Origin of the sequence: Clostridium prolinivorans, assembly GCF_004011155.1 — a bacterium.
GTDB classification, from domain to species: domain Bacteria; phylum Bacillota; class Clostridia; order Clostridiales; family Clostridiaceae; genus Clostridium_AT; species Clostridium_AT prolinivorans.
Genome location: NZ_RJWG01000001.1, coordinates 434,600 through 448,851, shown reverse-complemented (window position 1 = coordinate 448,851; position 14,252 = coordinate 434,600). Strand labels below are relative to the sequence as shown.

Genomic DNA, 14,252 nt, shown 5'->3' with positions numbered 1-14,252 from the left:
AACTAAAAGCATATAAATAGTGATAAGCTTACACTAAGATAAAATACAAATAAATTATTATAATAAAATATAAATTTATAACTGTTAGCTATTATTTAGCAAATAAATTAAACGTTATAAATGTTATTAGAGCAGCTCTAAAAATTATTTATTAAAATCAACATGCTTAAAAGTGAGGTACACGAAAATAAATATTTCATATACAATACGATCTAATCGGGAAACTTTAACCCGTTAGTATATAAATAAAAACGATACAAAGGAGTGTTATAGACATGCAGAGCAAAAAGTATGTTTACCTTTTTAGTGAAGGTAATGGTTCAATGAGAGAACTCCTTGGAGGAAAAGGTGCAAACCTAGCTGAGATGACTTTATTAGGGATTCCAGTACCACAAGGATTTACTGTAACTACAGAGGCTTGTAATAAGTATTATGATGATGGAAAGGTAATATCTCAAGAAGTAATTGACCAAATTGAAGAAGCAATGGTTAAACTCGAAGAGATTACTGGTAAAAAATTTGGTAGTGTAGAAAATCCACTACTTGTATCAGTTAGATCTGGAGCTAGAGCATCCATGCCAGGAATGATGGATACTATTCTTAATCTTGGTTTAAATGATGAAACTGTTGAAGCTTTAGCTAAATTAACAGGAAATGAAAGATTTGCTTATGATTCCTATAGAAGATTTATTCAAATGTTTGCTGATGTTGTTATGGGAGTTGAAAAGAGAAACTTTGAAAATATATTAGATGAAATTAAAGAAGCTAAAGGTGTTAAGCTAGATACTGAACTTGATGCTAACGATTTAAAAGAAGTTGTTAAAAGGTTTAAAGCTTATTACAAAAAAGAAAAAGGAGAAGATTTCCCATCAGATCCAAAGACTCAATTAATTGAAGCAGTTACTGCTGTATTTAGATCTTGGGATAATCCAAGAGCTATTGTTTATAGAAGAATGAATGATATACCATCAAGCTGGGGAACAGCTGTTAACGTTCAATCAATGGTATTTGGTAATAAAGGAGATAATTCAGGTACTGGAGTTGCTTTTTCAAGAAACCCATCTACTGGAGAAAAGAAAATATTTGCTGAATATCTTATGAATGCTCAAGGAGAAGATGTTGTTGCTGGTATAAGAACTCCATCTCCAATAAGTAAACTTGAACAAGATATGCCTGAAGTTTATAATCAATTTATAGAGATTGTTAATAAACTTGAAAAACATTACAAAGACATGCAAGATATGGAATTTACAATAGAGGATGGAAAACTTTACTTCTTACAAACTAGAAACGGTAAGAGAACTGCTCAAGCTGCATTAAAGATTGCTGTTGATTTAGTTGAAGAAGGAATGTTAACTAAGGAAGAAGCTATACTTAAGGTTGAACCAAAACAATTAGATTCATTATTACATCCAGCTTTTGATGCTAATGAATTAAAAAATGCTAAAGTTATAGCTAAAGGTCTTCCAGCATCACCAGGAGCTGCTTGTGGTAAAATAGCTTTTAGCGCTGAAGAAGCTAAAGAAAGAGCAGAAAAAGGAGAAAAAGTTGTTTTAGTAAGACTTGAAACTTCTCCAGAAGATATCGAAGGTATGGTTGCTGCTGAAGGTATTTTAACTGTAAGAGGTGGAATGACTTCACATGCTGCAGTTGTTGCTAGAGGTATGGGAGCATGCTGTGTTGCTGGATGCGGAGATATAAAGGTAAATGAAGAAGCTAGAACTATTGAAGTTGATGGCTTAACTTTAACTTCAAATGATTATTTATCAATAGATGGAAGCACTGGTAATGTGTATGGTCAAGCAATAAAAACTGTTGAACCAGAAATAACTGGATATTTTGGAACTTTTATGGCTTGGGCTGATGAAATAAGAAAATTAAAAGTTAGAACAAATGCTGACACTCCAAGAGATGCTAAGCAAGCTGTTAAATTTGGAGCAGAAGGTATAGGACTTTGCAGAACTGAACATATGTTCTTCGATGAAGATAGAATTCCAGCTATGAGAGAAATGATAGTATCTAAAAATGAAGAACAAAGAAGAAAAGCACTTGAAAAATTACTTCCAATGCAGAGAGAAGACTTTATAGGTCTTTATGAAGCTATGGAGGGAAGGCCAGTTACTATTAGATTTTTAGATCCACCACTACATGAATTCTTACCTCATGAAGATGATGAAATAAGAGAATTAGCTAAGGAAATGGGGTTAACTTTTGAAGATTTAAAATCCACAGTTGAATCTTTACATGAATTTAATCCAATGATGGGACATAGAGGATGTAGATTGGCAGTATCTTATCCAGAAATAGCAGAAATGCAGACAAGAGCTGTTATTGAAGCTGCTATTGATGTTAGAACTAGAAAGGGATACGATATAGTTCCTGAAATAATGATTCCTCTTGTTGGAGAAATTAAAGAATTAAAGTACGTTAAAGATATAGTTGTAAAAACTGCAGATGCTATAATAAAAGAAAAAGGTATTGATATGAAGTACATGGTAGGTACTATGATAGAAATACCAAGAGCTGCTTTAACTGCTGATGAAATAGCTAAAGAGGCTGAATTCTTCTCATTTGGAACAAATGATTTAACTCAAATGACATTTGGATTTTCAAGAGATGATGCTGCTAAATTCTTAAATGATTATTATGATAAAAAGATATACGAATTTGATCCATTTGCAAAATTAGATCAAACAGGTGTTGGCCAGCTTGTTGAAATGGCTGCTAATAAAGGAAGGGCTACTAGACCAGATATTAAATTAGGTATCTGTGGAGAGCATGGTGGAGATCCATCTTCAGTTGAATTCTGTCATAATGTAGGATTAAACTATGTATCATGTTCACCATTTAGAGTACCTGTAGCTAGACTTGCAGCTGCTCAGGCACAAGTTAAAAATCCAAGAAAATAAATTTAAATAAAATAAATCACTAGATTTTCTAGTGATTTATTTTATTTAAATTTATTTTAATGTTACATGAAATTTTTCTTCTATATAATGAATAAAATTTTCAACAAACTGAAGCTGATAATCTGATTTTAAACATGTTTTGTTTAATAAAGTAACAAAAGAATTTTTATTACATTTGTTTATATTATTATAATAATCTCTAGATATTTTCCAAAATTTTTGAGGAAAAGCTAAATAAGCAAGAATAAATTTATATTCATCTAAAGTTAAAGGATAAAAATCTTCATATAAATTTAAGCAATTTATTGTTAAATCTATGTTCCATTTTGTATTTTCCCTTTTTAATAATCTTCTAAGAAAATATGATATATCATGAACTCTATAATCTATTTTACACTTATCAAAATCTATAGTCCATAAATCTCCATATTTATCAAATATTATATTTTTATTTACATAATCAAGATGACAAAGTGTTTTATTTAGATTATTATTATTTATAGTAGAAGAAATATTAACAGCAGTTTGAGCTAAAATTATATTAAAATCAAAGTATTGTAAAAACATTTTAGAAAACTTGTCTCCATATTTAAAAGCAAGATTAGAGCATATAAGCAGTTGTTGAAAGTGTTTATATAAAGAATCATATAAGTCTTCAAATCCAGTTCTGCTGCTGCTACCTTTTATAGGTTTAAAATAGATTGTATTTTTATGTATTTTTGCTAAATTTATACTAGCATTAAGTACATTTTGAATATTATCATAGTCACATTTTTCTCCCTCAATCCATGGAGTAAGAATAAAAAGCATATTTTCATAGTTTACAAATCTATTATTATCTTTAGTTGGTAAAATTTTAGGTACTTTAATTTCATATCTATAAAGCCATTCTATAGCTGAATATACAAAAAGAAGATCTTCCATAGAAAAATATATCTTTTTTAAGCAATAATTATAATTATTTTGTGTAACTTTATAAACGGCTCTTTGTTTTTCTGTATCTTTAAATTTTATTTGTGTAACTTTAGAATTTTCCAAATTATAGTGTGGCAAAACGTATTTTTTTACATTTTCTTCAGATAATAACTCTATATTATATGATATAGCCGATGTAGGCATAAAAACACTCCTTAACAGCAATCTTATTATATGATATTAAAAAAATTAATGTAATATACTTATTATATTAATTCATTTATAAAATCTTTATTTGATTTTTTTGAAATTTATATAAATAAAAAGGGTTTTTGATAAAAATATAGAAATAATTTATAGAGGTGAGTTTCACTATGAAAATAAGAGAAAAAATAGAGCAAAATGAAAAACTTATACTTATACCACAAGCAGCTTTTTCAAGTAAATCAAGAGGAAGAATGAAAAAAGAAAATGAAGATGAAACTAGAACTTCTTTTATGATAGATAGAGATAGAATAATTCACAGTAAATCTTTTCGAAGACTTAAACACAAAACTCAAGTTTATATAAAAACATCTGGAGATCATTATAGAACAAGATTGACACATACTTTAGAAGTTGCACAAATAGCTAAAACTATAGGTAAAGGTATAGGATTAAATGAAGATCTTATAGAAGCTATTGCATTAGGTCATGATATAGGCCATGTAGCTTTTGCACATAATGGGGAAGATGTTTTAAATAAATTATTACCTCAAGGATTTAAACATAATGAAAATAGTATTAGAGTGCTTACGAAAATAGAAAGAGATGGAAGGGGCTTAAATCTCACTGAAGAAGTATTAGATGGAATACTTTATCACAGTGGATTTTCAAAATCATCAAAAAAAGCATTTACTTTAGAAGGTCAAGTAGTAAAATATAGTGATAAAATAGCTTATGTTAATCATGACATTGATGATTCTATAAGAGCTGGAATATTGAAAGAAAGTAATCTTCCTAGTGAAATTACTAAAGTGCTTGGTAATAATCATGGAAAAAGAATTGATACTTTAGTTAAAGATTGTATATATACTACCATTGAAAATATACGAAATAATAATATAGAAGTTTCTTTAAGCAAAGAAGTAGGAAGTGCATTAAACAATTTAAGAACTTTTATGTTTGAAGAAATATATAAAGGAGATTTTTTAAAAGCAGAGAGAGAAAAAGCAAAATTTGTATTAGAACAAGTTTTTAATTATTTTTTTAAATATCCAGAAAAAATGCCTAATATATATAAAGAAATTTCTCAAAAAGAAGGCTTATATCAAGGAGTTGGTGACTATATATCAGGTATGAGTGATGATTATTGTTTATATTTATTTAATAGTATTTATGTACCAAAGTTTGTAATTTATTAAAAATTTAAGGAATAATTATTTCTATATTATGGGTACAATATTATTTGTCTGGCAAAAAAATTATTAATTTATTAATTAAAATTATATAAAAGACATAAATAAAAAAATATTTATTTTTTTTAGAAGGAATATAGGAATTTATGTCGAATATAATAGAACTTAGCGTGAAAAATAAAAAATAGTTAGGAGGGTTTCATTGATAATATCAGAAGAAATCATCCAAAAAGTAAAAGACAGCAATGATATAGTTGATATTATATCAGAAAATGTAAAATTAAGAAGATCTGGTAAAAATTATATAGGACTTTGTCCATTCCATAATGAAAAGACTCCTTCTTTTAGTGTATCACAAGAAAAACAAATATTTAGATGTTTTGGATGTGGTGAAGGAGGCAATGTAATTACTTTTATAATGAAATATAAAAATTTAGATTTTATTGAGGCAGTTAAATATTTAGCAGAAAGAGCAAATATTGAAATAAAAGCTGAAAATTATTCAACAATAAGAAATAAAGATATAAATGAAAAATTATATAAAATTAATATCGATGCTGCCAGATATTTTTTTACACAGCTAAAAAGAAATAAAAATGCTGTGTCTTATTTTCTAAACAGAGGAATATCTAATGCAACTATAAAAAAATTTGGATTAGGATATGCACCAGATGGGTGGGATAATTTATTAAAATTTTTAAAACATAAGGGTTATAGTGAATTAGATATGCTTAATGCTGGACTTATCATAAAAAGTGAAAAAGGAACTTTTTATGATAGATTTAGAAATAGAGTTATATTTCCAGTGTTTGATTATAAGGGAAACGTTATTGGGTTTGGTGGAAGAGTGCTAGACGATTCAAAGCCTAAATATCTTAATTCACCTGAAACAGCTATATTTAAAAAAGGAACTAATCTTTTTGGTTTAAATTTTGCTATAAAAAATTTAAAAAATAAAATGATTATAATAGTAGAAGGATATATGGACTGTATATCTTTGCATCAATATGGAATAACTAATGTTGTTGCTTCTTTAGGAACTGCACTTACTTCAAATCAAGCTAAGTTATTAAAAAGATATGCCAATAAAATAATAATCGCTTATGATGCTGATTTAGCAGGACAAAAGGCAACGTTAAGAGGCCTTGATATATTAAAAAATGAAGACTTTGATATTAAAGTTTTAACAGTACCTAAGGGCAAAGATCCTGACGAATTTATAAGAACTAATGGCAGCGAAGCTTTTTTAAATCTTATTGATAATGCAATTCCTTTAATTGATTATAAAATAAAAAAAATTGGGGAAGATATAGATTTTAATGATCCTAATATGCTATCAAAATATATTAAGAATGTAGCATTAATTATTGAAGATTTAAATCCGTTAGAAAAGGAAATATATATAAAAAAAATATCAGAAACTATAGGTATAAAAGAACAATCAATATATGATTTATTAAATAAAGAAATGCAAAATAATACAAATAAATTTTTAAATATGAATAGTGATTATAATTTTGGATATAAATTATACCGAGAACCTTCTTATATTAAGGCTGAAAGAAGTATTTTAAAATTTATGCATATAAATAACACTGTATATGACTATGTAGAACAAAATTATTCTAAAGATTATTTGGTTTTAGAAAGTCATAAAAAGATATATGAACTTATAAAAGAATATATAAACTTAGATATAAATGAAAGAGAAAAACATATAGAATTAATGTGTAATGATATAGAAAGTTCTAAAGAATGGATAAATCTGTTACAAATTGACTTAAAATATGAAGAAGATGGTGTTACAAAATTTATAGATGATTGTTTTAAAGAAATAGAAAAATATAGGCTAGAACAAAAAGTCATTTATATAAAAAATAAAATAAAAGAATTTGAAAAAAACGGTCAATTAGAAGATTCATTAAAATTAACACAAGAATTAGCTAATATACAAGAAAAAATTTCTAGTCTATAAGCGTTATGAAAGGAGGCAACAATATGAAAGATAAAAATGCCAAAATGCAATTGGTTAAAAAACTTATTGAAAAAGGCAAAAAAAATGGTACTTTAACTTATAAGGAAATAATGGATGAATTAGATGAAATAGATTTAAGTCCAGAACAAATTGAAAAAATATATGAAGTATTAGAGAGTATGGGTATAGATGTTATAGGAGATATACAAGATATTGAAGTACCAGAAGAAGACTTAGATTTATCTATACCAGAAGGAATAGCTATTGATGATCCAGTTAGGATGTATTTAAAAGAAATTGGTAAGGTTCCTCTTTTAACCCCAGAAGAAGAAATTGAACTTGCTAATAGAATAGAAGCAGGAGATCAAGCTGCAAAAAAGAAATTAGCAGAGGCTAATTTAAGATTAGTTGTAAGTATTGCAAAAAGATATGTAGGAAGAGGGATGTTATTTTTAGATCTTATACAAGAAGGAAATCTAGGACTTATTAAAGCTGTAGAAAAGTTTGACTATAGAAAAGGCTTTAAATTTAGTACTTATGCAACTTGGTGGATAAGGCAGGCTATAACTAGAGCTATTGCAGATCAAGCTAGAACAATAAGAATTCCAGTTCATATGGTAGAAACTATAAATAAATTAATAAGAGTTTCAAGACAGCTTCTACAGGATTTAGGAAGAGAACCTCTCCCAGAGGAAATAGCTGAAAAAATGGATATGCCTGTTGATAAAGTAAGAGAAATAATGAAAATAGCACAAGAACCTGTTTCCCTTGAAACCCCAATAGGTGAAGAAGAAGATAGTCATTTAGGAGATTTTATTCCTGATGATGAAGCACCAGCACCAGCAGAAGCAGCAGCATTTACTATGCTAAAAGAACAGTTAATAAATGTACTAGATACACTAACTCCTAGAGAAGAAAAGGTGTTAAGACTTAGATTTGGTTTAGATGATGGAAGAGCTAGAACTCTTGAAGAGGTAGGAAAAGAATTTAATGTTACAAGAGAAAGAATAAGACAGATTGAAGCAAAAGCTCTTAGAAAGTTAAGACATCCAAGCAGGAGCAAAAAATTAAAGGATTATTTAGACTAAATATAATATTTAAAGTTAAATATAAATAAAAATTAATATAAATAGATAAACTTATAAATGTTTTTTATAATGCTTTTAAAATATTGTTATATACAAAGCAATATTTTAAAAGCATAAATTTTAATATAAATATAAATTTACATTCTATATTTGATTTATTTATACTTTTTATTATAAAATATTTATGCTAAAATATATATGGTTTAATTAATTATAAAGAGGTGAAAATATGATAATTTATAAACCATTAAAAGGGAAAGATATTTATCATATAATTAGTATCACTATTGCTACTATAATTTTAGTGAATTTTGGAATCATAGTATTAAATTCATATATATTTTCAAATTTACTAAAAGTTTTTTTACTTGTTTTCTGTATATATCAATTATATTATATAATAACATGGTTTTATCTAAAATATGGCACAGATTATGAAAACGTATATATATTTAAACCTTTTAAAAAAATTAAAATATGTTTAAAAGAAATTGAAGGATATAAAAAACATAGTGGTAATATTAATGGAATAAAATTATCTGGATTTATATTGAAAAATTTTTCTATAGGTAAGTGTGCTATAAAAAATATAGGTATAACAAACTTATTTATAACTTCAAATAAAAATGTATTTTATTTAAAAACTAAAAAAGGGAATTATGCTATTTCGCCTAAAGAATTTGATGATTTTGAAAAATTTTTAAATAGTTACAATATTAAACCTATTGATTTTGAATATAAGCCCAATAATGGTATAAATTTACATAAAGATAAATTTTTTATTATGCCTTTTATTTTAAATAGTATAATAATTATAATTTTTACCTTAAATCCTTTTATTCTTTATCTAAGTGGTAAGCTCAAAAAATCTATGCCTTTAAACTTTAATTCTAATTTTATAGCTATAGAATACGGTACAGGAAAGCAATTTGCTTTTAATCAGATGATGTATGGAATTTTTAGCATGGCAATACTATTTTGTATGTATTATGCTTCATATTTTTATGCTAAATATGATAAAAAATATTCTAAAAGATTTATTTATATATCTTTAGGAATATCTTTAATTCTTTTATTAATACAAATTAAAATTCTTTATACTTTTAATTTTTCAATTTAATATATAATTTTGGAGGGATTATGGAACTTGGTATAAGACTAAAAAAAATAACTTCAATGATAGAAAAATGTAATATAATAGCTGATATAGGTACTGATCATGCATATATTCCAATTTATCTTATTAAAAAAGGTTTAGCTGAAAGAGCAATAGCTGCTGATATAAATAAAGGGCCTATAGAAAAAGCAAAATTGAATATAATATCAGAAAATTTGGAAGATAAAATAGAGTTGCGTTTAGGGGATGGACTATCAGTTATAAAACCTGATGAAGTACAGTGTGCTGTTATTGCAGGTATGGGAGGAAACCTAATACAAGATATAATTGAAAAAGATATTGATGTATTTAAAAAATTAAACTATTGTATAGTACAGCCTATGCAAAATCCTGAAGTTTTAAGAAAATATATATATGTAAAAGGATATGAAATAATAGATGAAGATTTGTGCAAAGAAGATGATAAATTTTATGAAATAATTAAAATTAGATATGGGGAAAATATACAAAATATAGATCCTTTTTATTATGAAATAAGTAAAACTTTAATATATAAACAGCATCCTTTAATGAAAGAGTATATAAAAAATAAGATTGAAAAATATTTAAACATAATAAAATATATAAATGAAGATACAAAAAATGCACAAAATAAAAGAAAAGAGATTATAAATAAAATTAATAGATTGAAAGAGTTGATTTAATTATGGTACTTAAAGTTAAAGATGTAAAAAATATTATTGAAAAACATGTTCCTTTAAATTTAAAGGAAGATTATGATAATGTTGGATTTATGATTGGAGATTTAGAATCAGAAGTTTCTTCAATATTAATAGCTTTAGATTGTACATTAGAAGTTATAGATGAAGCTATAAATTTGGGAGCTAATTTAATAATTACACATCATCCTTTACTTTTTATAAAACCGCAATCTATCACTACAGAAACATTACAAGGTAAAAAAATAATAAAATTAATTAAAAATGATATAAATTTATATTCTAGTCATACCAATTTAGATAAAGTAAGAGGCGGATTAAATGATATAATTTCAGAAATTTTAGGTTATAACGAATGGGAAATAATAGAAATTGATAAATCACAAGAGAATAAAGATTTATATGGAATAGGTAGAATAATAACACTTAATAATACTATTACATTAAAAGAGCTTTGTAATAATATAAAAAATTTTCTTCAAATTTCAAAATTAAGATATGCTGGTAAAGAAAATATGATTATTAATAAAATAGCTATAATAAATGGTAGCGGAGAAAGCTATTTTAAAAAATGTAAAGAATTAGGAGCAGATTGTATAATAACTGGTGATACATCATATCATTATGTTAGTGATTATTTAGAAGAAGGCATTGGAATTATTGATGCAGGTCATTTTGAAACAGAATGGCCTGCACTTAAATTAGCAGCTAAAAAATTACAAGAAAAAATAAGAGAAATAGGTGCAGATAATAATGTAATAATTTCAAAAATGTGCAAATCGCCATATAAATTTATTTAAATTTAAATCTATTTTCTAAAATTGGAATAAGATAATATTTGCTTTATAATAATTATTATGATATTATTATATTTGTTGAGTAAGTCAGACAGTCGCTGCTTAATATTTATAAGTATTAAGGAGAGGAAAGTCCGAGCTCCATAGGGCAGGGTGCTGGGTAACCCCCAGTGGAGGCGACTCTAAGGAAAGTGCAACAGAGATATACCGCCAAAATAAATTTTTATTTTGGTAAGGGTGGAAAGGCGAGGTAAGAGCTCACCAGCGCAATGGCGACTTTGCGGCTATGTAAACCCCACCTGGAGCAAGACTGAATAGGAAGGCATCATCTGTAATAAGATGAAGGAGTTGCCCGCTCCGCCTTCGGGTATGTCGCTTGAGCTTATTGGCAACAATAAGCCTAGATAGATGACTGTTTAATACAGAACTCGGCTTATAGATTTGCTCAACATATGAAAAGCACTAGGTTATAGCCTGGTGCTTTTCTAATAACTGCTAGCATAATTATTATAATAAAAATTATTATTTAAAAATAATATAATAAAACGATATGAACGATATGTAAGTTACTATATAGAAATTTTTAATTTTGAAAGGAATGATAATATATGGAACAAAATTTAAATCAAGAAATATTAGATAAATTAACTAAAGTATGTTTATGTAAATCTATTTCAAAACTTACTATAAAAAAAGCAATAGATGGTGGAGCTAAAACACTTAAAGAAGTTCAGGCAAAAACAGGTGCTGGATCTGGATCATGCTGTGGGAGAAGATGCACCCCTAAAATAGAAGCACTTTTAGAAGAAGCTAAAAATATATAGTATAATTAAACCACAATAAGCTGTAAATAAATTTCTATTACACAATTAGTAGTATGTTTATTATTGATTTACTTCAAAATATAATGGTCAATTCTAATAAAAAAATAGTTTTTGTTAGATAATCATGGTATAATATTGTATAAAAAAATATTCTTTTGGACATAATATTATGCAAGGAGGGATATTATGTTTAAAAGAAAATATTTTTTAATTGCAATTTTATTTATTACTTTTTCTATTGTTACATTTATGATAAGCTATAATTTAAGTATGAAAAAAATTAATAATAACAATATAGAAATAAAAGAAGTAAACACAACAGAAAATAATTCTTCAGAAATAACATTAGGTGATGTTATTTCTCCTGATACAAAAATAACATTAAAAACTTACTATAAAAAAAGTGGAGATATGGATGTTAAAGAAATTGATGCCTCTAAATATTTGGGAAAAAATAAAGAAGAGCTTGAAAAACTTGGGTACAATGTAGAAAGTATAAATTCTAAAGAAGTAATATTAGTTAAAACTATTGATAGTTATGCACCTAATAAATATATTCTTGGTGTTAAAGATAAATGTTTTGCAATATATAGAACTGATGAAAATGCTAATCTTATAATTGAAGAAGAGACAGGTATAGAAGTTCCTACTGAAGAAGATCATAAATTGTTATTAAAAGGATCAAAAGATTTTCAATTCAAAACAAAAGAAGAGGTAGAGGAAAAGCTTGGGGAATTTATTTCATAACCCCAAGTTTTTTATTGAATAAAATATTATTAGGTGATAAAGTAATATATGAATTATAAATAAAATATAATTTTAATTTATTTATAATTTAAAATCAATTCATAATATAAAATATAGTGATTTTATGAAAGGGAGTAAAAATGTACGAGTATATAAAAGGATTGTTTGTAGGAGTTAATAAAGATTATATAGTCATAGAAAATAATGGTATAGGATATAAAATACATACATCAGGTTATACTCTTGCTAACATGCCTAAAATAAACGATACTGTTAAACTTTTTATTCATCAAATTATAAGAGAAGATTTTATTGGATTATATGGATTTTTAACAAAAGATGAATTAGATATGTTTAATATGCTTTTAAATATTAATGGAGTAGGAGCAAAAGCAGCTTTATCTCTTCTTTCTATAAGCAATGTAAACAACTTAAAATATGCAATTTTAACTGGAGATGAAAAGACTATTACCAGAGCTCCAGGGATAGGTAAAAAAATAGCTCAAAGAATTATATTAGAGCTTAGAGATAAGCTCAAAAAAAATGATGCTATTTCTAAAGAATCAGAAAATTATGAAGAAGAAAGTATAAATAAAAATTTATCAGAAGCTTTAGAAGCTCTTTTGGCACTTGGATATTCTGAAAAAGAAGCAGAACAAGCTTTAAAAAAGGTACATAAGGAAGAATCTATTGAAAATATTATTAAAAATAGCCTAAAATATTTAATGAATTAAGGAGGATTTTATGGAAAACAGAATTGTTACTTCCTTAAATACCGAAGAAGATAAAGATATAGAATTTAGTCTAAGACCTAAAAATCTTAAAGAATATATAGGGCAATCTAAGGTAAAAGAAAAGCTTAATATATTTATTGAAGCTGCTAAAAAAAGAAATGAAGCATTAGATCATGTTCTTTTATATGGACCTCCAGGGCTTGGAAAAACTACTCTTGCTAATATTATTGCAAAAGAAATGACTGGAAATTTAAAAATAACATCAGGACCTGCAATAGAAAGAGCTGGTGATTTAGCAGCTATACTTACAAGTTTAAGTGATTTTGATGTTTTATTTATAGATGAAATACATAGACTAAATAGAACTGTAGAAGAAATATTATATCCAGCTATGGAAGATAACGCTCTTGATATAATTATAGGTAAAGGAGCTTCTGCAAAATCTATAAGAATAGATTTGCCTAAATTTACATTAATAGGAGCTACAACTAGGGTTGGGCTTTTAACTGCTCCTCTTAGGGATAGATTTGGAGTACTCTTACCTATGGAATTTTATGAAGAAAATGATTTAAAGCTTATAATAACTAGATCTGCTCAAATATTAGGAGTTAATATTGATGAAGAAGCTGCTTTTGAAATAGCTAAACGTTCAAGAGGAACTCCAAGAATAGCTAATAGATTATTAAAAAGGGTTAGAGATTATTCTGAAGTTAAAGGAAATGGAAATATAACCATTAAAACAGCTAAAGCTGCATTAGAGCTATTAGATATAGATAATGAAGGATTTGATAGAATAGACAATAAAATATTAGAAGCCATAATTGATAATTTTAATGGAGGCCCAGTGGGATTAGAGACTTTAGCTTATTTTATAGGAGAAGAATTAGATACAATTCAAGATGTTTATGAGCCTTATCTTCTTCAAAAAGGATTTATTATAAGAACTCCAAGAGGAAGAATGGCAACAGATAAAACATATAAGCATTTAAATAGAAATAAAATTTGAAATAATTTAACTATTTTTAGTACT

The 14,252-nt window shown here is 26.3% G+C and carries 12 protein-coding genes and 1 other RNA gene; 12 read left to right on the top strand and 1 reads right to left on the bottom strand.

What is annotated here, in order from left to right; translation table 11 throughout:
- Positions 1 to 275 precede the first annotated feature (275 nt).
- On the top strand, positions 276 to 2,909 hold the full coding sequence (gene ppdK / locus EGD97_RS02190) for a pyruvate, phosphate dikinase (RefSeq protein WP_078681498.1): 2,634 nt from the start codon (positions 276 to 278) through the stop codon (positions 2,907 to 2,909).
- 51 nt (positions 2,910 to 2,960) lie between these two features.
- Here ppdK and EGD97_RS02185 read toward each other — a convergent pair whose 3' ends face one another.
- Complete coding sequence (locus tag EGD97_RS02185; RefSeq protein WP_078681499.1) at positions 2,961 to 4,028, bottom strand: CotS family spore coat protein; 1,068 nt, start codon at positions 4,026 to 4,028, stop codon at positions 2,961 to 2,963.
- Between the two features lie 170 nt (positions 4,029 to 4,198).
- On the opposite strand from EGD97_RS02185, the gene EGD97_RS02180 reads away from it, so the two are divergent.
- The 11 genes from EGD97_RS02180 (at position 4,199) to ruvB (ending at position 14,228) form a co-directional block, all read left to right on the top strand.
- Positions 4,199 to 5,227 carry a deoxyguanosinetriphosphate triphosphohydrolase gene (locus EGD97_RS02180; protein ID WP_078681500.1) on the top strand — a complete coding sequence of 343 codons (1,029 nt, stop codon included), beginning with the start codon at positions 4,199 to 4,201 and terminating at the stop codon, positions 5,225 to 5,227.
- Between the two features lie 199 nt (positions 5,228 to 5,426).
- Positions 5,427 to 7,196, top strand: coding sequence for a DNA primase (gene dnaG, locus EGD97_RS02175; protein WP_078681740.1), 1,770 nt, complete (start codon positions 5,427 to 5,429; stop codon positions 7,194 to 7,196).
- A 23-nt stretch (positions 7,197 to 7,219) separates the two neighbouring features.
- The gene (gene rpoD, locus EGD97_RS02170; protein WP_078681501.1) at positions 7,220 to 8,284 is read left to right on the top strand and encodes an RNA polymerase sigma factor RpoD; all 1,065 of its coding nucleotides are present in this window, start codon (positions 7,220 to 7,222) and stop codon (positions 8,282 to 8,284) included.
- Positions 8,285 to 8,513: 229 nt separating this feature from the next.
- Positions 8,514 to 9,404: a PH domain-containing protein gene (locus EGD97_RS02165; protein ID WP_078681502.1), complete on the top strand. Its 891-nt coding sequence runs from the start codon at positions 8,514 to 8,516 to the stop codon at positions 9,402 to 9,404.
- A gap of 20 nt (positions 9,405 to 9,424) precedes the next feature.
- Entirely contained in the window at positions 9,425 to 10,105 is a 681-nt protein-coding gene (locus EGD97_RS02160) for a tRNA (adenine(22)-N(1))-methyltransferase (RefSeq protein ID WP_078681503.1), read from the top strand.
- A 2-nt stretch (positions 10,106 to 10,107) separates the two neighbouring features.
- The gene (locus EGD97_RS02155) at positions 10,108 to 10,920 is read left to right on the top strand and encodes a Nif3-like dinuclear metal center hexameric protein (RefSeq protein WP_127836405.1); all 813 of its coding nucleotides are present in this window, start codon (positions 10,108 to 10,110) and stop codon (positions 10,918 to 10,920) included.
- A gap of 76 nt (positions 10,921 to 10,996) precedes the next feature.
- Positions 10,997 to 11,369, top strand: an RNA gene (gene rnpB, locus EGD97_RS02150) — RNase P RNA component class A.
- A 156-nt stretch (positions 11,370 to 11,525) separates the two neighbouring features.
- Positions 11,526 to 11,741, top strand: a complete 216-nt coding sequence (locus EGD97_RS02145) for a (2Fe-2S)-binding protein (RefSeq protein WP_078681505.1) — start codon at positions 11,526 to 11,528, stop codon at positions 11,739 to 11,741.
- A 186-nt stretch (positions 11,742 to 11,927) separates the two neighbouring features.
- Positions 11,928 to 12,488: a hypothetical protein gene (locus EGD97_RS02140; protein WP_078681506.1), complete on the top strand. Its 561-nt coding sequence runs from the start codon at positions 11,928 to 11,930 to the stop codon at positions 12,486 to 12,488.
- Positions 12,489 to 12,628: 140 nt separating this feature from the next.
- Positions 12,629 to 13,222, top strand: coding sequence for a Holliday junction branch migration protein RuvA (ruvA, locus tag EGD97_RS02135; RefSeq protein ID WP_127836404.1), 594 nt, complete (start codon positions 12,629 to 12,631; stop codon positions 13,220 to 13,222).
- Between the two features lie 10 nt (positions 13,223 to 13,232).
- Entirely contained in the window at positions 13,233 to 14,228 is a 996-nt protein-coding gene (ruvB, locus tag EGD97_RS02130) for a Holliday junction branch migration DNA helicase RuvB (protein ID WP_078681508.1), read from the top strand.
- Positions 14,229 to 14,252 lie beyond the last annotated feature (24 nt).